The 19,459-nt window shown below is 69.8% G+C and carries 21 protein-coding genes, 1 tRNA gene and 1 other RNA gene; 9 read left to right on the top strand and 14 right to left on the bottom strand.

Going from position 1 to position 19,459, the window contains the following annotated elements; translation table 11 throughout:
• The 4 genes from FS769_RS15025 to otsA form a co-directional block, all read right to left on the bottom strand.
• Positions 1 to 1,809 (bottom strand): acetolactate synthase large subunit, encoded by a 1,809-nt coding sequence (locus tag FS769_RS15025; protein ID WP_144834818.1) that lies wholly within the window; start codon positions 1,807 to 1,809, stop codon positions 1 to 3.
• A gap of 46 nt (positions 1,810 to 1,855) precedes the next feature.
• Entirely contained in the window at positions 1,856 to 3,574 is a 1,719-nt protein-coding gene (ilvD, locus tag FS769_RS15020) for a dihydroxy-acid dehydratase (protein ID WP_144834816.1), read from the bottom strand.
• A 93-nt stretch (positions 3,575 to 3,667) separates the two neighbouring features.
• Entirely contained in the window at positions 3,668 to 4,447 is a 780-nt protein-coding gene (otsB, locus tag FS769_RS15015) for a trehalose-phosphatase (RefSeq protein WP_144834814.1), read from the bottom strand.
• Between the two features lie 49 nt (positions 4,448 to 4,496).
• The gene (gene otsA, locus FS769_RS15010; protein WP_230704776.1) at positions 4,497 to 5,984 is read right to left on the bottom strand and encodes an alpha,alpha-trehalose-phosphate synthase (UDP-forming); all 1,488 of its coding nucleotides are present in this window, start codon (positions 5,982 to 5,984) and stop codon (positions 4,497 to 4,499) included.
• 147 nt (positions 5,985 to 6,131) lie between these two features.
• On the opposite strand from otsA, the gene FS769_RS15005 reads away from it, so the two are divergent.
• Positions 6,132 to 6,386, top strand: a complete 255-nt coding sequence (locus tag FS769_RS15005; protein ID WP_144834812.1) for a protein BatD — start codon at positions 6,132 to 6,134, stop codon at positions 6,384 to 6,386.
• A gap of 70 nt (positions 6,387 to 6,456) precedes the next feature.
• Here the strand turns inward: FS769_RS15005 and FS769_RS15000 are convergent, their stop codons facing one another.
• The 3 genes from FS769_RS15000 to FS769_RS14990 all read right to left on the bottom strand — a co-directional run bounded on the left by FS769_RS15000 (position 6,457) and on the right by FS769_RS14990 (position 9,230).
• On the bottom strand, positions 6,457 to 7,662 hold the full coding sequence (locus FS769_RS15000) for an acetyl-CoA C-acetyltransferase (RefSeq protein WP_144834810.1): 1,206 nt from the start codon (positions 7,660 to 7,662) through the stop codon (positions 6,457 to 6,459).
• The gene (locus tag FS769_RS14995) at positions 7,659 to 8,312 is read right to left on the bottom strand and encodes a CoA transferase subunit B (RefSeq protein ID WP_186325578.1); all 654 of its coding nucleotides are present in this window, start codon (positions 8,310 to 8,312) and stop codon (positions 7,659 to 7,661) included. The genes FS769_RS15000 and FS769_RS14995 overlap by 4 nt, the downstream gene beginning before the upstream one ends.
• A 144-nt stretch (positions 8,313 to 8,456) precedes the next feature.
• Positions 8,457 to 9,230 carry a CoA transferase subunit A gene (locus FS769_RS14990; protein WP_144834808.1) on the bottom strand — a complete coding sequence of 258 codons (774 nt, stop codon included), beginning with the start codon at positions 9,228 to 9,230 and terminating at the stop codon, positions 8,457 to 8,459.
• A gap of 145 nt (positions 9,231 to 9,375) precedes the next feature.
• Here FS769_RS14990 and FS769_RS14985 point away from each other — a divergent pair, with 145 nt between their 5' ends.
• From FS769_RS14985 to FS769_RS14975, 3 genes are all read left to right on the top strand, one after another.
• Positions 9,376 to 10,182, top strand: a complete 807-nt coding sequence (locus FS769_RS14985; RefSeq protein WP_260979787.1) for an IclR family transcriptional regulator — start codon at positions 9,376 to 9,378, stop codon at positions 10,180 to 10,182.
• An 81-nt stretch (positions 10,183 to 10,263) separates the two neighbouring features.
• A complete protein-coding gene (locus FS769_RS14980) occupies positions 10,264 to 10,782 on the top strand; it encodes a MarR family winged helix-turn-helix transcriptional regulator (RefSeq protein ID WP_144834804.1) in 519 nt (172 codons plus the stop codon).
• Positions 10,779 to 12,026, top strand: a complete 1,248-nt coding sequence (locus tag FS769_RS14975) for an MFS transporter (protein ID WP_144834802.1) — start codon at positions 10,779 to 10,781, stop codon at positions 12,024 to 12,026. Before FS769_RS14980 ends, FS769_RS14975 begins: the two co-directional genes overlap by 4 nt.
• A 5-nt stretch (positions 12,027 to 12,031) precedes the next feature.
• Here the strand turns inward: FS769_RS14975 and FS769_RS14970 are convergent, their stop codons facing one another.
• The gene (locus FS769_RS14970) at positions 12,032 to 12,922 is read right to left on the bottom strand and encodes an alpha/beta fold hydrolase (protein ID WP_144834800.1); all 891 of its coding nucleotides are present in this window, start codon (positions 12,920 to 12,922) and stop codon (positions 12,032 to 12,034) included.
• A 52-nt stretch (positions 12,923 to 12,974) separates the two neighbouring features.
• Positions 12,975 to 13,511 carry an NUDIX domain-containing protein gene (locus tag FS769_RS14965; protein WP_144834798.1) on the bottom strand — a complete coding sequence of 179 codons (537 nt, stop codon included), beginning with the start codon at positions 13,509 to 13,511 and terminating at the stop codon, positions 12,975 to 12,977.
• Here FS769_RS14965 and FS769_RS14960 point away from each other — a divergent pair.
• A complete protein-coding gene (locus tag FS769_RS14960) occupies positions 13,510 to 13,701 on the top strand; it encodes an LPXTG cell wall anchor domain-containing protein (RefSeq protein ID WP_186325577.1) in 192 nt (63 codons plus the stop codon). The two genes, FS769_RS14965 and FS769_RS14960, sit on opposite strands and share 2 nt — an antisense overlap.
• Before the next feature lie 54 nt (positions 13,702 to 13,755).
• Here FS769_RS14960 and FS769_RS14955 read toward each other — a convergent pair whose 3' ends face one another.
• Together FS769_RS14955 and FS769_RS14950 are read right to left on the bottom strand one after the other, a co-directional pair.
• Positions 13,756 to 14,166 (bottom strand): Lrp/AsnC family transcriptional regulator, encoded by a 411-nt coding sequence (locus FS769_RS14955; protein WP_186325576.1) that lies wholly within the window; start codon positions 14,164 to 14,166, stop codon positions 13,756 to 13,758.
• 229 nt (positions 14,167 to 14,395) lie between these two features.
• Positions 14,396 to 14,698, bottom strand: coding sequence for a hypothetical protein (locus FS769_RS14950; RefSeq protein WP_144834792.1), 303 nt, complete (start codon positions 14,696 to 14,698; stop codon positions 14,396 to 14,398).
• Between the two features lie 113 nt (positions 14,699 to 14,811).
• Here FS769_RS14950 and FS769_RS14945 point away from each other — a divergent pair, with 113 nt between their 5' ends.
• On the top strand, positions 14,812 to 15,246 hold the full coding sequence (locus FS769_RS14945) for a hypothetical protein (protein WP_144834790.1): 435 nt from the start codon (positions 14,812 to 14,814) through the stop codon (positions 15,244 to 15,246).
• Between the two features lie 788 nt (positions 15,247 to 16,034).
• Here the strand turns inward: FS769_RS14945 and FS769_RS14940 are convergent.
• Positions 16,035 to 16,110, bottom strand: a tRNA-Lys gene (locus FS769_RS14940).
• Between the two features lie 103 nt (positions 16,111 to 16,213).
• Here FS769_RS14940 and FS769_RS14935 point away from each other — a divergent pair.
• Both FS769_RS14935 and FS769_RS14930 read left to right on the top strand, forming a co-directional pair.
• Positions 16,214 to 17,056 carry an inositol monophosphatase family protein gene (locus FS769_RS14935; protein ID WP_144834788.1) on the top strand — a complete coding sequence of 281 codons (843 nt, stop codon included), beginning with the start codon at positions 16,214 to 16,216 and terminating at the stop codon, positions 17,054 to 17,056.
• Entirely contained in the window at positions 17,053 to 17,643 is a 591-nt protein-coding gene (locus FS769_RS14930; protein ID WP_144834786.1) for a hypothetical protein, read from the top strand. The genes FS769_RS14935 and FS769_RS14930 overlap by 4 nt, the downstream gene beginning before the upstream one ends.
• A 64-nt stretch (positions 17,644 to 17,707) precedes the next feature.
• On the opposite strand, the gene FS769_RS14925 is transcribed toward FS769_RS14930, so the two are convergent.
• Positions 17,708 to 17,974, bottom strand: a complete 267-nt coding sequence (locus FS769_RS14925; RefSeq protein ID WP_144834784.1) for a hypothetical protein — start codon at positions 17,972 to 17,974, stop codon at positions 17,708 to 17,710.
• 63 nt (positions 17,975 to 18,037) lie between these two features.
• Between FS769_RS14925 and FS769_RS14920 the strand changes: the two genes are divergently transcribed.
• Positions 18,038 to 18,577 carry a YaeQ family protein gene (locus tag FS769_RS14920; protein ID WP_144834782.1) on the top strand — a complete coding sequence of 180 codons (540 nt, stop codon included), beginning with the start codon at positions 18,038 to 18,040 and terminating at the stop codon, positions 18,575 to 18,577.
• Positions 18,578 to 18,647: 70 nt separating this feature from the next.
• Here the strand turns inward: FS769_RS14920 and ssrA are convergent.
• Positions 18,648 to 19,017, bottom strand: a transfer-messenger RNA (tmRNA) gene (gene ssrA / locus FS769_RS14915).
• Between the last annotated feature and the right edge of the window lie 442 nt (positions 19,018 to 19,459).

Here is a 19,459-nt window from a genome sequence, read left to right as displayed (position 1 = left end):
TCAGTCCTCCTGCTCGTTGAAGGCGGGCGAGTGGTCGCGCGCGTACTGGACGTAGCTGTTGCTGACGCCCTGCGGCACCATCGGCCACACCATCGCGTCGGCGCTCACGACGAAGTCGATCACGACCGGGCGGTCGTTCGTGTCGAGGGCGAGCTGGATCGCCGCGTCGATCTCGTCTTCCTTCTCGACGCGGATCGCCAGGCATCCGTAAGCCTCGGCGAGCTTCACAAAGTCGGGGATGCGACGCGTGCCGTGTCCCGTGTTCAGGTCGGTATTGGAGTGGCGGCCGTCGAAGAACAGCGTCTGCCACTGGCGCACCATGCCCAGCGAGGAGTTGTTGATGATCGCGACCTTGATCGGGATGTCGTTGATGACGCAGGTCGCGAGCTCCTGGTTGGTCATCTGGAAGCAGCCGTCGCCGTCGATCGCCCAGACGGCGCGGTCGGGCTGGGCCACCTTGGCGCCCATGGCCGCCGGAACGGCGTAGCCCATGGTGCCGGCGCCGCCCGAGTTGAGCCACGCGTTGGGGCGCTCGTACTTGATGAACTGCGCCGCCCACATCTGGTGCTGGCCCACGCCCGAAGCGTAGACGCCCTCGGGACCGGTCATCTCGCCGATGCGCTGGATCACGTACTGCGGCGAGAGCAGCCCGTCGGTGGTCGGCGTGTACCCGAGCGGGAACTCCTCGCGGAGGCCGTTCAGGTAAGTCCACCACTCGGTGTAGTCGTGCGGGTTCTCGGCGTCGGCGGCGCGGAAGGCGGCGTCGAGGTCGACGAGCACGTCCTTCAGGTCGCCCACGATCGGCACGTCGGCCGTGCGGATCTTCGAGATCTCGGCGGGGTCGATGTCGACGTGCACCACCTGCGCGTTCGGGGCGAACAGCGCCGCCTTGCCGGTCACGCGGTCGTCGAAACGGGCACCGAGCGAGACGAGCAGGTCGCTCTCCTGCAGGGCGAGCACCGCGGGCACGGTGCCATGCATGCCCGGCATGCCGAGGTGCTGCTCGTGCGAGTCGGGGAACGCCCCGCGCGCCATGAGCGTCGTGACCACCGGGGCACCGGTCGCCTCGGCCAGCACCTTCAGCTCGGCCGCGGCGTTGGCGCGGATCGTGCCGCCGCCCACGTACAGCACGGGCTTCTTCGCGGTGGCGAGCAGCTGGGCCGCGGCCTGGATCTGCTTGCCGTGTGCCTTGGTGACCGGCCGGTAGCCGGGCAGCTCGATCTTGGGCGGCCACACGAACGGCGCTTCGGCCTGCTGGGCGTCCTTCGTGATGTCGACGAGCACGGGGCCGGGGCGCCCGGTCGAGGCGATCTCGAAGGCCGCCGCGATCGCGCCGGGGATCTCGTCGGCCGACTTCACCAAGAACGAGTGCTTGGTGATCGGCATGGTGATGCCGACGATGTCGGCCTCCTGGAAGGCGTCTGTTCCCATGAGGGTGGAGAACACCTGGCCGGTGATGCAGACCAGCGGCACCGAGTCCATGTAGGCGTCGGCGATCGCGGTGACGAGGTTGGTCGCACCGGGGCCCGACGTCGCAATGGCGACGCCGACCTTGCCCGAGGCGGCGGCGTAGCCCTCGGCCGCGTGGCCGGCGCCCTGCTCGTGCCGCACGAGGATGTGGCGCACGTGCTCGTCGTCCATGAGCGGGTCGTAGACGGGCATGATCGCCCCGCCCGGCAGACCGAACACGTCGGTGACGCCGAGCAGGTCGAGCGAGCGGACGACCGCCTGCGCACCCGTCATCACGGGCGCGGCAGCGGCGCGGGCGGGCGGCCGGGGAATGGCTGCCGTGGAGGAATCGATGGACATGGGAGTACCTCGAGAACCGGGAGAAAGGTGAGAAGGGGGACGGCCGTCAGCCCGTGACAGCGCCCTCGGCGGCGGAGTGCACGAGCTTGGAGTACTTGGCCAGAACGCCACGGGTATAGCGCGGGGGAAGCGGTTCCCAGCCTTCACGGCGGGAACTCAGCTCGGCGTCATCGACGATCAAGTCGAGAGTGCGAGCGGCGATATCGACCCGTATCAGATCACCATCGCGCACGAAGGCGATGGGACCTGCGTCCACCGCTTCGGGAGCTATGTGGCCGATGCACAGGCCGGTTGTGCCGCCTGAGAATCGTCCGTCCGTCAACAGTAGTACATCTTTTCCGAGGCCCGCGCCCTTGATGGCCGCGGTGATCGCGAGCATCTCGCGCATGCCGGGGCCGCCCTTGGGGCCCTCGTAGCGGATGACCACGACGTCGCCGGCGGCGATCTCGCCCGCCTCGAGGGCGTCCATCGCCCCGCGCTCGCGCTCGAACACGCGGGCCGGACCCTCGAAGACGTTTCCGTCGAAGCCGGCCGACTTGACGACGGCCCCCTCGGGGGCCATCGATCCGTGCAGGATCGTGATGCCGCCGGTGGCGTGGATCGGGTCGTTGAACGAGTGGATGACCTTGCCGTCGACCGGGTCGGGGTTCAGGTCGGCGAGGTTCTCGGCGAGGGTCTTGCCCGTGACGGTGAGTGCGTCACCGTGCAGCAGGCCCTCGTCGAGCATGGCCTTCATGATCACCGGGATGCCGCCGTGGCGGTCGACGTCGTTCATCACGTACTGGCCGAAGGGCTTCATGTCGGCCACGTGGGGCGTCTTGTCGCCGATGCGGTTGAAGTCGTGCAGGTTCAGCTCGACCTCGGCCTCGTTCGCGATGGCGAGCAGGTGCAGCACGACGTTGGTCGAGCCGCCGAGCGCCATGGCGAGGGCGATGGCGTTCTCGAACGCCTCTTTGGTGAGGATGTCGCGCGTGGTGATGCCCTGACGCAGCAGGTTGACCACGGCCTCGCCCGAGCGGTGCGCGAAGTAGTCGCGGCGGCGGTCGGCCGAGGGCGGGGCGGCGGAGCCGGGGAGGCTGAGGCCGAGGGCCTCGGCGACGGATGCCATGGTGTTGGCGGTGTACATGCCACCGCACGCGCCCTCACCGGGGGCGATCGCGCACTCGATGCGCTTGAGGTCGGCCTCGCTCATCTTGCCCGCGAGGCACGCACCCACGGCCTCGAACGAGTCGATGATCGTGACGTCTTTCTCGGTGCCGTCGCTGAGCTTGACCCAGCCCGGGGCGATGGAGCCGGCGTAGAGGAAGACGCTCGAGAGGTCGAGGCGCGCAGATGCCATGAGCATGCCGGGGATCGACTTGTCGCAGCCCGCGAGCAGCACGGAGCCGTCGAGGCGCTCGGCCATCATGACGGTCTCGACGCTGTCGGCGATGACCTCGCGCGACACGAGCGAGAAGTGCATGCCCTCGTGGCCCATCGAGATGCCGTCGGAGACGGAGATGGTGCCGAACTGCAGCGGGTAGCCGCCGCCGGCGTGCACGCCCTCTTTCGCGCCCTGCGCGAGGCGGTCGAGGCTGAGGTTGCAGGGGGTGATCTCGTTCCAGCTCGACGCGATGCCGATCTGGGGCTTGTCCCAGTCCTCGTCACCCATGCCGACGGCGCGGAGCATTCCGCGCGACGTGGTGGCTTCGATGCCATCGGTGACGACGCGACTGCGGGGCTTGATGTCGAATTCGCCGGTGTTCGGATTCTGCGGTGCGGGCATTCTCGAAGTCTATTGCGCGGGTACGACACCCGATGCTCCGCAGACCCGTGAACGCTCGATTAATCGGCGTCCGCGGGTGCGCGGACCATCGGTCTACGAGATGTGGGCTCGGCGCAGGCGTGCCACGTTCTCGAGCACCTCGACGAACGCGTCGATGTCGGGCACCCGCAGCGTCGCGGCGGTCTCTCCCCCGCCGATGCGCACGCCGAGGTCGCCCGGGCCGAGCGAGCCGAGGGCGTCTTCGTCGGTGACGTCGTCGCCCGCGAAGAGCACCGAGGTCGCGACGACGCGTTCGCGCAGGTGCGCGACGGCGGAGTCCTTGCCCTCGTGGCGGAACGAGAACTCGAGGATGTCGTGCCCGGTGCGACGCCGCCACGAGGGCGCCTCGGCGGCGAGCAGCTCGTCGGCCCGCTGCTGCGCGGCGGTCGAGGCCGCGGCATCCGCGGTGCGGGTGTGGATGCCGAGACCGAACTGCTTCGGCTCCACGCGCACCCCCGCCAGGTCGGCGACGGCGTCACGGATCTCGGCGGTCAGCCTGTCGCGCAGGGCGAGATCGTCGGAGTCGTCGCTCGACTCCCCCGCGCCCGTGCCGGGCTCCCACGACTCCGCGCCGTGCGATCCCATGAGCCACCACGGCGACGAGTCGTCGTGCTCGGCGATCTCGCGCAGGTCGGCGAGCGTGCGGCCCGACACGAGCGCGACAGTGGTGCGCGGCAGGGCGGCCAGGGAATCGAGCGCCGCACGGGCACCCGGAGTCATCCGCGCCGACATCGGCTCGTCGACCAGCGGCGAGAGGGTGCCGTCGAAGTCGAGCGCGATCAGCAGGGTGTCGGTCGTGGCGACCGCCTCGATCGTGGCGTCGGCGGCGGTCACGCGGCATCCACCCCCCTGCTTGCACTCGGGGCGCTCGCGAGTGCGGCGGTCATCCGGCGTCCGTCTCGTCGATGGGCTCGCGCTCGGGCGTCGACCCGTCGTCGTCGCGGGTGATCTGTTCGGCGGCGGCGCGCGACGACTTCTCGTGGAACACCGAGAGCGCCTCGAGGAAGTCCTGCGACCAGTCCTCGACATCGTGGTCGCGCACGCGCTTGCGCAGCGCCCGCATGCGACGCCCCTGCTCGGCGGCGGGCATGTCGATCGCCCGCATGATCTGGTCTTTCAGACCGTCGATGTCGTGCGGGTTGATGAGCAACGCACTGCCCATCTCGTCGGCGGCACCGGCGAACTCGCTCAGCACGAGCACGCCGCGGTTGTCGATGCGACTGGCCACGTACTCCTTCGCCACGAGGTTCATGCCGTCGCGCAGGGCGGTGACGAGCATGACGTCGGCGGCGAGGAAGAGGGCGACCATCTCTTCGCGCGGATACGACTGGTGCAGGTAGCGAATCGCGGTGTGCGTGGTCGTGTCGTAGTCGCCGTTGATGCGACCGACGGTCATCTCGATCTCGTCGCGCAGCTGCACGTACGCTTCGACGCGTTCGCGGCTGGGGCTGGCGACCTGCACGAGGGTCGCGTCTTCGACGCTCGCTCGTCCGTCCTCGAGCAGCTCGCCCCAGGCCTTCAGGCGGTGGCGGATGCCCTTGGTGTAGTCGAGGCGGTCGACGCCGAGCAGGATCTTGCGCGGGTTTCCGAGTCCCTCGCGGATCTCCTTCGCGCGCTGCTGGATCTCGGGCTTCTGCGCGAGCTCGATGTACGACTCGGCGTCGATCGAGATCGGGAACGCCTTCGCCAGCGCGACGCGGGTGCCGCCCTCGGCATCCGGAACGAGGATGCCGCTGGCCTTGGTCTCGTAGCGCAGCTGACGGCGCACCGCGCGGGCGAAGTTGCCGGCATCCGCCACCCGCTGGAAACCGATCACGTCGGCGCCGAGCAGCCCCTCGAGCACCTGCTTGCGCCACGGGAGCTGCGCGTACAGCCCGTACGCGGGGAACGGGATGTGGTGGAAGTAGCCGATCGTGAGGTCGGGGCGCATCTCGCGGAGCATCTTCGGCACCAGCTGCAGCTGGTAGTCCTGCACCCACACGATGCCGCTGTCGGCGGTCACGTCGGCGGCGGCCTGGGCGAAGCGCTGGTTGACCTTAACGTAGGCGTCCCACCAGGCGCGCTTGTACGTGGGCTCGGCGATCACGTCGTGGTACAGCGGCCAGATCGTGTCGTTCGAGAAGCCCTCGTAGTACAACTGCACGTCGCTGGCCGACAGGGTCACCGGAACGAGATGGGTGCCGTCGAAGTCGAAGGGCTCAACGGTGACGTCGGCCTGCCCGGCCCACCCCACCCACGCGCCCTCGGCGCTGCGCATGACGGGTTCGAGAGCGGTGACGAGACCGCCCGGTGAGCGTCTCCACCCCTCGCCGTCGGGGGTGCGATCGACGGGCAGACGGTTGGCGACGACGACGAAATCGGCCTGGGTCACAGGTCCTCCTCGGGGGATCGTCCTCAGGCTAACAGCGGGCCCGATCCGCGCACGGGGGTGGACGGGATGCGATATGTCCGTTCCATCGGCCGATGCTCGTCCTGTCAAGGTGCGGCAGCGGATCGACCTGCTCGATAGGTTGGGCGCATGCGGCAGTACATCTTCGGAACCGGTCTCCTCAGCGCCATCACCGGCGGCGTCACGCTCTTGCGCGGCCTCAAGAACGACGAGCCGTTCACGTGGCGCACTGCGCTGGCGTGGCTCAGCTGGGGAATCACCCTCGCCCTCGCCGTCGGCGCGGTGGTCGACACCCGTCGCGCACGCCGTGGCCGCACGATCGCCGGCGACTCCCCCGTCCAGAAGAAGCAGGCGAAGCTGCTGAAGAAGCGCCTCGCGCGCTGAGCGCTCACCACCATCGGTTTCCGGATGCCGCGGCCTCGAGGTCGCGGCATCCGTTCGTTTCGGCCTGGCCCTAGCGGGTGAGGATCAGCGCGTCGCCCTGACCGCCGCCTCCGCACAGCGCCACCGCGGCCGTGCCGCCGCCGCGACGCACCAGCTCGTGCACCGCGTGGACGACGAGCCGGTTGCCCGAAGCGCCGATGGGGTGACCGATCGCGATGCCGCCACCGTGCGGGTTGACGACCTCGTCGGAGACGCCGAGCTCGGCCTGCGACCGCGCGACCACGGCCCCGAAGGCCTCGTTGATCTCGATGAGGTCGAGGTCGGATGCCGCGATGCCCTGCTTCTCGAGCGCCTTCGCGATCGCGCGGGCGGGCTGGGCGTGCAGGGAGTTGTCGGGGCCGGCGACCTGACCGGACGCTCCGACCACGGCGAGCACGTCCCAGCCGCGCTCGTCGGCGATCGCACGGGTGGTGACGACCACCGCCGAGGCGCCGTCGGAGATCTGCGAGGCGTTGCCCGCGGTGATCGAGCCGCCCTCCGCGAAGGCGGGACGCAGCTTGGCGAGCGTCTCGACCGTCGTGTCGGCGCGGATGCCCTCATCGGCGGTGACGACGACCGGTCCCTGAGCCTGTCGAAGGGCGCCCTTTCGCTGCGGGATCGACACCGGCACGATCTCGGCGTCGAAGACGCCCTCGGCTTGCGCTGCGGCGGCACGCTGGTGGGAGCGTGCGGCCACGGTGTCCTGGGCTTCGCGGGTGACCTCGTATCGAGCGTTCGCGCGCTCGGTCGAGGCGCCCATGCTCTCGCGGTCGTAGGCGTCGGTGAGGCCGTCGTACGCCATGTGGTCGAGCACCTCGACGGAACCGTAGGCGTAGCCGTCGCGCGAGTTCATCAACAGGTGCGGGGCGCGGGTCATCGACTCCATGCCCGCGGCGACGACCACCGTCGCATCGCCGAGGCGCAGCATGCGCGCGGCGTCGATGATCGCGGTGAGGCCCGACAGGCAGACCTTGTTGATGGTGGCGCTGTGCACGTCCCACCCGATGCCCGCTTCGATCGCCGCCTGGCGCGCGGCGTTCTGCCCCGCTCCGGCCTGCAGCACCTGCCCCACGAGCACGGCGTCGACGGCATCGGCCGGAATACCGCCGCGCTCGAGCGCCCCGCGGATGGCGGCAGCGCCCAGCTGCACGGCGGTGAGCGGGGCGAGCTGCCCCTTCAGGCGGCCCTGCGGGGTGCGGGCGGCGGCGACGATGACGACGTCGTTCTGTGCGCTCATGCGTGCTGCTCCTCAGCGAGCCGGACGGTCAAGGCGGGTTCGGTTGCGGCCCGCACCTCATCAACGCTCACCCCGGGGGCGAGCTCGACGAGCACAAGGCCATCCTCCGCCACATCGATGACGGCGAGGTCGGTGATGATGCGGTCGACGACGCCGCGGCCGGTGAGCGGCAGCGAGCACTCGTCGACGATCTTCGGCGAGCCGTCTCGGGCGACGTGCTCCATCAGCACGATCACGCGGGCGGCGCCGTGGACGAGATCCATCGCCCCGCCGGGGCCCTTCACCATCTTTCCGGGGATCATCCAGTTGGCCAGGTCTCCGGATGCCGACACCTGCATCGCCCCGAGGATGGCGGCGTCGATCTTGCCGCCGCGGATCATCCCGAAGCTCAGGGCCGAGTCGAAGAACGCCGACCCCGGGAGGGTGGTCACGGTCTCTTTGCCGGCGTTGATGAGGTCGGCATCCACCGCGTCTTCGGTCGGATAGGGACCGACGCCGAGGATGCCGTTCTCGGACTGCAGCACGACCGTCACCCCGTCGGGCACGTAGTTCGGCACGAGGGTGGGCAGGCCGATGCCGAGGTTGACGTAGGCGCCGTCGGCGAGCTCGCGAGCGGCGCGGGCGGCCATCTCGGTGCGGGACAGGGGCATGTCAGTTCTCCTCCGTGACGGTCGTGCGCGGTGCGATGCCGGGTCCCTGATCGCGAGGTCCCTGAGCCTGTCGAAGGGACCGGGCGCCACGCGAGCGAGGTCCCTGAGCCTGTCGAAGGGACCGGGGCCCGCAGCTCCGCGTGATCACTGCTCCCCCTCCCGAACAGTGCGCTTCTCGATGCGCTTCGGGATGTCGGGCCCGACCTCGACGATGCGGTGCACGTAGACGCCGGGCAGGTGCACGGCATCTGGGTCGAGCTCTCCGGGTTCGACGAGGTGCTCCACCTGCACGATGCAGGTGCGTCCGGCCATCGCGGCGAGGGGGTTGAAGGCGCGCGCGGCCTTGCGGAAGACGAGGTTGCCGTGGCGGTCGCCCGTGTAGGCGTGCACGAGCGAGAAGTCGGTGGCGATGGCTTCTTCGAGCACGAACTCGCGTTGCTCGCCGTTCACGTCGAAGGTGCGCACGTCTTTGACCGGGGATGCCACGGCGATGCCGCCGGCGCCGTCGTAGCGACGCGGCAGGCCGCCCTCGGCGACCTGCGTGCCCACACCGGTCTGCGTGTAGAAGGCTGCGATGCCCGACCCGCCGGCCCGCAGCTTCTCGGCGAGGGTGCCCTGCGGGGTGAGCTCGAGTTCGAGTTCGCCGGAGAGGAACTGCCGCTCGAACTCCTTGTTCTCGCCGACGTACGACGAGGTCATCTTGCGGATGCGACCGGCCCCGAGCAGAATGCCGAGCCCCCAGTCGTCGACGCCGCAGTTGTTCGACACGACCGAGAGGTCGCGGGTCCCCTGGGCGAGCAGCGCCTCGATCAAGGCGATGGGGTTGCCCGAGAGGCCGAACCCGCCGACGGCGAGAGACGCCCCGTCGGGGATGTCGGCGACGGCCTCGGCGGCTGAGGCGACGGTCTTGTCGATCACGCGAACTCCTTCGTAGCGGCGTCCCTCCACCTTGCGGTGCGACCGGATGCGGTCGCGAGTCGCTTCTTGTGATGTGGATGCCGCGAGGCGTAGCGTCCACATCGTGGACACACCGAGGCAAAAGGTCGACGTCAGCGCGACGGGCATCCCCCACGCCGCGCACGGATCTGCGCGGAGGGCGGGGACCCCCGTTCCCGGAGCGCAGGCCATCGCGCGCGCGGCGCACCTGCTGCGCCTGGTGACGGCGGCCGGTGACACCGGCGCCTCGGTCGCAGACCTCGCCCACGACGCCGACCTGACTCGCCCGACCGCTCATCGCCTGCTCAGCGCCCTCCGCGTCGAAGGTCTCGTCGACCGCGACGATGCGACCGGGCACTGGCTCCCGGGGCCCGAGCTCTACCTGATGGGCAGCGTCGCGGCATCCCGCTTCGACATCACGGCGACCGCGCGCGACATCGTGCGCTCGCTCGCCGTGCGCACCGAGGAGAGCGCCTTCCTCTCGGTGCGGCGCGGCGACGAGACCGTCTGCCTCGTGCGCGAGGACGGCAGCTTCCCCATCCGCTCGTTCGTGCTTTCTGAGGGCGTGAGGTTCCCCCTCGGCGTCGCATCGGCGGGGCTGGCGATCCTCGCGTTCCTCCCACCTCAGGATGTGGATGCCTACCTCGAGCGCCACCCGGAACTCGTCGAGCGGTGGGGAGCCTCCCACTCCCCCTCTCGACTGCGCACGCGCATCGCCGACACGCAGGCCCGGGGCTACGCGGTGAACCCCGGCCTGATCGTCGAGGGCAGCTGGGGCGTGGGCGCCGCCGTCTTCACGCGCACCGGCGACCCGCAGTGGGCGCTGAGCCTGACCGGGGTCGAGTTCCGCTTCGGCGGTGAGCGACTCGCCGAACTCGGGCGGATCCTTCTGGCGCACGCCCACCAGCTGTCGACGCGGATCGCCGCGCGGTAGCCGCGGCGCGCGAGACCGCCGCCGCACGCGGCATCCCCCATTTAGATACCCACGGTATATAACGGGGGTATACTTCTGGATATGACCCGTGACGACGACCTGCAGCGCCTGCTGCTCGCGGTGCACGCGCTCACGCGTGTGGCCGCTCTCGACACGAACTCCGATGCGCCGGCGGCGCAGTGGCGCACGCTGACCCTGCTGCGCGACCACGGCCCGCAGCGCCTGGGCGACCTCGCGACGCTCAGCCGTGTCACGCAGCCGGGCATGACCCGACTGATCCGGCAGATGGATGCCGCGGGGCTCGTCTCGCGCCGCAGTCATCCGGCCGACTCCCGCGTCAGCGTGGTGGCGGCGACGGAGGACGGTCTCGACGCCCTCGAGCGGTGGTACGAGCTCTTCCGCTCCGCTCTCGCGCCGCACGTGGCCGACCTGTCCGACGCGGAGTGGGAGGCCGTGCGCACGTCGGCCTCGGCCCTGTCGCGCCAGGTCGGGATGGTGCCCGTCGGGTCGAACGATTTCACCGAGAACCCGAACGACGACGCGCCCGCCTCGCGCGGCGCCGCACGTCGTTCCGAAGAAGAAAGGGAGGTGGTCCGGTGAACGCCGGTACCGCAGCTAACCCGGCCGATGAGGCCCCCAGCGTCTGGAAACAGCCCGCACAAGTCTGGGCGGTCGCCTTCGCGTCGGTCGTGGCGTTCATGGGCATCGGGCTCGTCGATCCGATCCTCCCCGCGATCGCTGACTCGCTGCAGGCGAGCCCGGTGCAGACCGAACTGCTCTTCACGAGCTACCTCGTCGTGACCGGCCTCGCGATGCTCATCACCAGCTGGATCTCGAGCCGCATCGGCGCGAAGGCCACCCTGCTGGTCGGCCTCGGCCTGATCGTCGTCTTCGCGCTGTTCTGCGCGCTGAGCGGCAGCGTCGACGCCGTCATCGGCTTCCGCGCCGGGTGGGGTCTGGGCAACGCCCTGTTCATCTCGACGGCTCTCGCGACCATCGTCGGAGCAGCCTCGGGCGGCACGTCGTCGGCCATCATCCTGTACGAGGCCGCGCTGGGCCTCGGCATCGCCGTGGGTCCGCTGCTGGGCGGCGTTCTCGGTGAGGTCAGCTGGCGCGGGCCGTTCTTCGGCGTCGTCGTGCTCATGGCGATCGCGTTCATCGCGGTGGCGGTGCTGCTCCGCGGACCCAAGCCCGAGCGCACGCCCCTGCCCTTCAGCGCCCCCTTCCGTGCGCTGGGTCGTCCGGCCCTCGCGATCCTCGCGGCGACCGCGCTGTTCTACAACATCGGCTTCTTCACCCTGCTGGCGTTCTCGCCGTTCCCCCTCGGTTTCGGAGCCATGGGCATCGGCCTCACCTTCTTCGGCTGGGGTGTGGGCCTGGCGATCACGAGCGTGTGGGTGGCGCCCCTGCTGCTGCGTCGGCTGCGGCTGACCACCGTGCTGCTGATCGCCCTCCCCCTGCTCGCGATCGACCTTGTGGTCGCCGCGTTCACGGTGGCCTCCGCGACGGCTCTCGTCGTCTGCATCATCGTGGGTGGTCTGGTGCTGGGTGTGGTCAACACCGCCCTCACCGAGGCCGTCATGGAGGCCACCGACCTGCCGCGCTCGGTCGCGTCGTCGGCCTACTCCGCCGTCCGCTTCCTCGGCGGCGCCGTCGCTCCGCCGCTCGCGGCGTGGCTGTGGCACGCGTACGGCGCCGACGTACCGTACTTCATGGCCGCGGCATCGGTGTTCATCGCCGCCGCCTGCATCCTGTTCGGCCGCCGCCTGCTGGCCCACGTCGACGGCTCGCACCCCGACGCCGCCGACGATGGTGCCGCCGTGCTGGTCGGAGACGCCGCGTAACGACATCACTCCCCCGCGAGCACCTCTCGCACCACGGCCCGCGCGCCGGGTGCCGACATGACGATCGAGTAGTGATCGACATCCGGCACTCGGCGCGTCGCTGCGAGTTGCGGGAATCGCGCGCGGATGCCGTCGGGGTCGGGATACAGCGGGGGCACCTCGCCGAACAGTCCCCGCTCGGCCGCGATCAGCCGAGTCGGGCGGCGCAGTCGTTCGAGGGCTCCGGCGATCGCCTCGCCGGCGTTCTGATCGATGGAGTCGGCTTCGACCGTGGCGAACGTCGTCGCCGGGCGGAGCGCGGGTGGCTCCCCGACCAGGTCGTAGGCGAAGTAGGCGTCGAGCAGCGGGTCTTCGCGCCCGACGAACGCCGGGTGCGCGCGCCAGAAGTCGCGGTACGCGCCCACGCTCTCGAACCGCATGTCGAGCCGCGCCGCCGTCGGACCGAGCACGTGGCGCACGGCCGCGCGCGGGTCCATTCCAGGCGGCAAGGCCAGGGGCAGGCCGCCGTCGACGAGCACGATCCGCTCCACCCGGTCGGGGTGTCGGTCGCCGAACACCGTCGAGATGAATGCCCCCATCGAGTGCCCCACGACGACCACCTTCTCGACCCCGAGGGCGTCGAGCACCGCGGCCAGGTCGTCGGCGTGCTGCGCCAGCCCGGTCCGTCGCGTCGAGGCTGCGCTGCGGCCCCGCCCGCGCAGATCGGGGGCGATCAACCGTGCCGCGGTCTGTTGCGCGACCCATGCCCACGCCAGGTGCGACGCGGTGACGCCGTGCACGAGCAGCCACGGGGTGCCCTCGGCATCCGGATGCCATTCCCCGACGCGCAGGGCCCCCTCTTCGACCGCGAGGTCATGGGTGACGTACGTGGCGGGCGAGGCGTTCTCGATCGGCATGGCGACATGGTGGCACGGGGGTCCGACATCGGGCTCCGCCCGTGCTCTCGGTTCAGCGGGCGGTGCGTTTGCCCATGTCGGCCACCCGCTCCTGCAGCGTCTCCCAGAGCTGTTCGAAGCGCGCGTTCCACGGTGTCGCGAACCCGCCGTTCTCCCACCGATGCCGCACGACGTCGAGAGTGACCCACTCCGACTCCAGCACTTCTTCCGGATCCGGCACCGGCACGGGCTCCCCGTCGACGCGCGCGACCCACAGGTCGAAAAGCGCCCGCTCCTCGATCACCCGCCCGACCAGCACGAGGTCGTCGCGGGCGACCTGCATCCCGGTCTCTTCGGCGAGCTCGCGCACCGCGCCGGTCCGGCTCGTCTCTCCGCGCAGGGCGCTCCCGGCCGGGAACTCCCACGCGAGCGGGTAGTCCTTGCCCTCGGCCCGTCGACTCATCAGCACCCGGCCGGTCGACGACACCAGGCAGACGGATGCCACGATGTGGAACGACCCGGCCGGCACCGGGCCGTCACCGCGTCGGTGGAGGGTGCCCGTGGGCGTGCCCTGAATGTCGGTCACGTCCCACATCTCGTCGTCGGCCATGGCCCCATCCTTCCGCGCGCACGCCGCGAGCGCACCGGCCACGCCGGGCGCAACGGGCAGCGGTCAGAGCCTGGCGCACACGGGCGCTCAGGTGACGCCGATCGCCGCGGTCGTCGGGGCCGCGGTCGCCGTCCTGGTCGGCGGCGGTCTGATGCTGCTGGTCCGCCGACGGGCGCGACAGCGCGCGTGAGGTGAGCGGAGGCGGTGCGTCCGGGTACTGGTCCCCGGGCGCATCGCCTCCTCGTCATGTCAGCAGGTCTTGGAACACCATCGAGGTGCGCGTGCGCTCGATGCGGGGTGACATGCGGAGCGTCTCGATCGTCGACGAGACCTGCGCGCTCGTCGCCCCTTCGACCACGATCACCGCGTCGGCGGCCCCCGCCACGGTGACGGCGAGGGAGACGTGCGGGAGCTCGGCGACGATCTCCCTCAGTTCGGAGACGCTCGCATTCCCCCGGCAATACACCTCCACGATCGCCCGCGCGTCGAGAGGCCGCGTGGCGGTCTCGATCGTGAATCGCGTGATCGTCCCCTCGGAGTTCAGCGCCTCGATGCGACGCTTGACGGTCGAGGGGGCGAGGCCGAGCTGTCGGGCGATGGCGGCGGCGCTCGCCCGGGAGTTGTCGCGCAACGCCGCGAGGATGAGATCGTCCACGGTGGTCCTCTCCACGGATATCCGGATGCCGCGGCGCGGTGAACGATTCGTCCGAGCCGCCGCGGCGATGCGCGACATTCGACCACGCTCAGGCACGTGGGCCCGTCCGTGCGACGGCCCCGGGAGAGCGGGTGAAAACCCGCGACCGCACGGTCGAGGACGACGCAGGCGGTCCGTCGACGGAGTCACCCGATCACGACGGTGGCCGGTCCTCGACGAGGGTTCATCCTCAGATCAGGTCGAAGGGCATGTCGTCTTCGTCGTGCGTCCGCGGCGTCGGCCGGTCGACGCGTTGCGGCTCCGCAGAGGCGGAGCTCAGATGCACGGTCTCCACCGCGATCGTCGCCGACGTCGCGGGGGTGACGAGGATGCTCATCTTCCGTCCGTCATCTGCGGTGACGGTGAGGAACCCACCCTGCGCGTGAACCGCCGAGAGGATCTGGCGTCGCAGATCGTCAGCGTTCTCGAGCGGCGCAAGCGCGTGCGTCACCCCGTCGACGGTGACGTGTACTCGCTGTATAGAGTGCGCCATGCCATGAACGCTAGGGGGCGACGCTGCGGATGGGGCCGGGGTTGTTCGGGGACACCGCACGAGGGACACTACGTGGCCGACGCCGACGAACCGGTCAGCCGTATGCTCGCAGCGTGACCGATGCATCTATCGAAGAGTCCCCGCCACGACGCTCGCGAGCTCAGCTCGAAGCGTGGGTCCGTGAGTTCGAGGAGCAGGAACACTGCATCGCCGGGAAGATCACCATCCCACCGCAAGAGGACAACGGCGTAGACGACACCGGTCTGGTCATCCTGAACCTGCGAAACGCGTCACCGTCCATCTACATGAGGCCGCGGGGGTACGACGATCCGACCTGGGAGCTGACGGTCACCGAGCAGCCGACCGATCTCACGCTGTCCGTACACGACATCGCGAGCCTGGCCGCGGAGCTCGTCATCGCGAGCAACCTATGCACCTTCCTCCAGTACAAGTCCCTCGATTGGGATCGTCGGAGTGGTCAGCGCCGGGCGACCGAGGGCGGTTCGCGGACCAACCACGCCACGACGCGGAAGCCGGCAGTGGGCTAGGACTCGAGCGGGGCGTTCGTGGGGAGCACTTCGCCGGCGCGCTTTCTCAGCTGCGGCGCTCGCCAGTTCGGCGCTCTGACCGCGGCACACGCTGCGAGATGCACGGGTTCGTGGTGAGCCCAGAGCACGGCCATTCCGTCACGCTGATCGGCGAACGATCCGAGGGGTTCGGATCGTCGTCAGGCGGTCCAAATACCGTCCGCCCCGCGCGACATGAAACCGAACAATCGATAGGTGCACGCGCCGAGGACGAAGTCGTCTTCGACTTTCTTCCACGTCGCCTGAGGTGGCGGTTTCGGCATTCCCCACATGTGGCCCCCCTTGCACCCTCGCCATTCGAGGCGAGAAAGGCCCCGCGAGCCATTGTGCTGAGAGGAGGCCATTTACCGCCCTGGAAAGACGAAACGACCCCGGCGCCCCTGGGGAAGGGACGCCGGGGGCGTTCGACGTGCTAGCTGGCGCGGCGCTCAGACCGCCGGACCTGGCCATGAACGATGTCGGGGAGGTGCTCCCCATTGACCGTGACACCGACCAACGCGATGCCGCGCAGGTCGACATCGCCGAACATGAACCGGCCGAGCTGTCGCTCGCGGTCCGTCAGTCCTGAGATGCTGCTCCAGCTAATGGGCTCGGATTCGTGCACAACGTGCCTCTTCTCTGCCCCCCGGTCGCCGAAGCTACCAGCGCAGAGGGCGAGGTGGGAGGGGTTGCGCTGTCGTGCCCACCCACGCCGTGAAACGAGAAAATCCCCGGCCCTCCGAAGTGCTCGGAGAAACCGGGGATCCAGGTGGTGCACCCCCTGGGACTTGAACCCAGAACCCACTGATTAAGAGTCAGTTGCTCTGCCGATTGAGCTAGAGGTGCGTATTTTTCGGCCGGAGTTTCGCTCCCCGCGCCGAGGAATGACGTTACCAGGCGTGACGCGAGCACACCAAATCGGCTCAGCATCGCCGGTTATCCTGGGGCCGTGTCCCGCTCTGATCAGCCCGCCGCGTCCTCCCCCGACAGCACCCCCACCGAAGCTTTCGCCGACGACCTCGCCCTGGCCCTCCGCCTCGCCGACGCCGCCGATGCGGTGGCGATGCAGCGATTCGACGCGTCCGACCTGCGCATCGACACCAAGCCGGACCGCACGCACGTGACCGAGGCCGACCTCGCGACCGAGCGCGCGATCCGCCAGATCCTCGACAGCGAGCGCCCCGCCGACTCCGTCCTCGGCGAGGAGTACGGCACCTCGGGCGATACCGCGCGCCGCTGGGTGATCGACCCGATCGACGGCACGCACAACTACATGCGCGGAATCCCCGTCTGGGCGACCCTCATCGCCCTCACGGTCGACGGTGTGCCGCAGGTCGGCGTCGTCAGCCAGCCGGCCCTCGGCCGCCGCTGGTGGGCCGCCACCGGTCACGGCGCCTGGACCACGACGACGACCGGCGAGACCCGCCGCATCCACGTCTCGGCGATCGACGACGTCTCGGCCTCGAGCATCAGCTTCCAGAGCATCGAGCAGTGGGACGACGTCGACCTCCTCCCCACCCTCGAGAAGCTCTCGCGAGCGGTGTGGCGTGATCGCGGGTACGGCGACGCCCTCCCCTACATGTGGCTCGCCGAGGGGCGTCTCGAGCTCGTCGCGGAGTTCGGCGTCAAGGAGTACGACATCGCCGCGATCGCCCCGATCGTGCGCGAGGCCGGCGGGAGCTTCAGCGCGTTCGACGGGTCCGACCGCCTCGACGCCGAGTCGTCGCTGGCGACCAACGGTGTGCTGCACGACGCCTTCCTCGACCTGCTGCACGAGGACGACGCCCGATGACCCGCCGCGCACCGCACGCCGCGGCGATCACCGCCCTGGCCGTCGTCACCGCCCTCGCTCTGGCGGGGTGCTCGGCATCCGGCGCCCCCGAAACCGCGCCCAGCGTCGCCGCCACTGCGAGCGGACCGGCTGTCGACGGCAGCGCGCCCACCGACTCACCGGAGCCCGAAGACGAACCCTCGATCGCGCCGACCTGCGAGAACATCATTCCGAAGTCTCTGGTCGACAACTTCACGAGCGTCGGGTGGACATCGCAGGAGGATCAGTTCCGCGTCGGCGCGACGCCGCTCGACGGCGGCATCCAGTGCAAGTGGGGCGACCAGAGCATCGCGTCCGACCGCGTGCAGATCTTCGGCTGGGCGCCCATCGACGACTCGACTGCCGCCCAGGCCGTGAGCGATCTCACCGCGGCGGGCTGGAAGGTCGAGAAGGACTCCGACGGCACGTACGTCACCGAGAACCCCGACTGGCTCAACGGACGCGGCGTCGACGGCTACGGCCTCACCTACCTCTTCGGCGACGGCTTCGTGAAATTCGCCGACACCCGCCAGAGCCTTCTGCTGGTCGACAGCCCGCGCGCGTCCTGAGCCGCCGGCATCCGGAGACGAAGATCCCGGATGCCGAGACCTCACGTCACGCGAGGCTCCGGCCTCAGCGGTACGGGTTCGTCGCCCCGGCGTCGCGCGCTGCCGCGAATCCCTCGTCCCACGCGTCGCCGCGCGCCTCGACGTCGCGCCAGAGCGCGTCGGCCTGCAGCACGCGCTGCGCGAAGGCGACCCAGGCGGTCCACTGCGCCGTGATCTCGGGCGGCTCTGCGTCGGAGGCGCTCCGTGCCGTCGCCGTCCACGTCTCGGCATCCGGAGTCGGCAGCAGGTGGAACGGACCGACGTCGATGCGCAGCGCGCGAGGATCAGGCATCCCTCGACGCTAGACGCACCGCGCGGCGTCGCGCCACGACCCGCTCGCGTAGGCTCGAGGATCGTGGCTATCGGCTCGACCATTCACACCTTCACGGTGCACCTCTCCGACGTCGACCGCGGTGTCTATGACGAACTGCAGCTGCGCGTGGCTCGGCATCCGTCCGAGACCGCTCCGTACATGCTCACGCGCGTGCTCGCGTACTGCCTCGAATACGAGGAGGGCATCGGCTTCAGTGAGGGCGTCGCCGCGACCGACGAGCCCGCCGTGATGGTGCGCGACCTGACCGGCGCCCTGGTGGCGTGGGTCGAGGTCGGGGCTCCGGATGCCGCGCGCCTGCACACCGGCAGCATGAAAGCCGATCGCGTCGCGATCTACACGCACCGCGATCCCGAGAAGGTCGCCGCCCCGTGGGCGGGCAAGCGCATCCACCGCGCCGACGAGGTGCTGCTGCACAGCTTCGAGCCCGGGTTCGTCGAGAAACTCGCGGATGCCATCGAGCGCCGTAACACCGCCACCCTCACCCGCACCGAGGGGCGTATCTACCTCGAGCTCAACGGCGTCTCGGGCGAGACCGACGTCTTCACGCGGTCCGCGGCCTGATCACAAACCAAGAAAGCCCCCACCCTCGCCGAAACGGGCGAAGATGGGGGCTTTCTCACGTGACGATGGTTCGTGGAGCTGGGGGGAATCGAACCCCCGTCCAACGCTGGGTCTCCGCGTTTTCTCCGGGCGCAGTCTGTGCAGACGTTCTACTCGGCTCCGACCTTTGTCACAGACACCTAAGTCGACAAGCCCAGCCTGGGAAAAGTCCCGCGTGACGTCCAGACGCCGTCACACAGCAAGACCCCTAAATGACGCCAGATTCCGTGGCGGGGTCGCACACGGCCTGACGGACTATCGGGCTCGCTTACGCAGCGAGGGCGAAGTCAGTGCGCTTAGCATTGGCACTTATTGTTTTGCAGGGAGCGTTTACGAGATAACCCCACATCCTCGGCCCGCTTCTCGCGGGTTCGCAGGCGCTGTCGAAACCGATCAGCCCCGGGAACTCCGTGAAGGAGCGACCATCGTCACGCTGTTGAGTTACCACCTCGGGGCCGAAGCACCCGAGCGTCTCAGTCTATAACGGATCCCGCGGCCCCGTGATTCCCGCCGTCGCGCGGGAAGCGGAAAGGTGGCTGAGCCTGTCGAAGCCACCGCGACGCCGCGGGTACCTCGGAAAGGTGGCTGAGCCTGTCGAAGCCACCGCGACGCCGCGGGTACCTCGGCGAGGTGGCTGAGCCTGTCGAAGCCACCGGGACATCGCGGGTACCTCGGGGAGGTGGCTGAGCCTGTCGAAGCCACCGGAACACCGCGGGTACCGGTCCCTTCGACAAGCTCAGGGACCGGGGGGCGAGGTGGCTGAGCCTGTCGAAGCCACCGCGACGCCGCGGGTACCGGTCCCTTCGACAAGCTCAGGGACCTCGGAAAGGTGGCTGAGCCTGT

The organism is Microbacterium sp. BH-3-3-3 (assembly GCF_007679045.1).
GTDB lineage: Bacteria > Actinomycetota > Actinomycetes > Actinomycetales > Microbacteriaceae > Microbacterium > Microbacterium algihabitans.
Note: the sequence above shows the minus strand (reverse complement) of the source record. Positions and strands in the feature narration are given on the sequence as shown.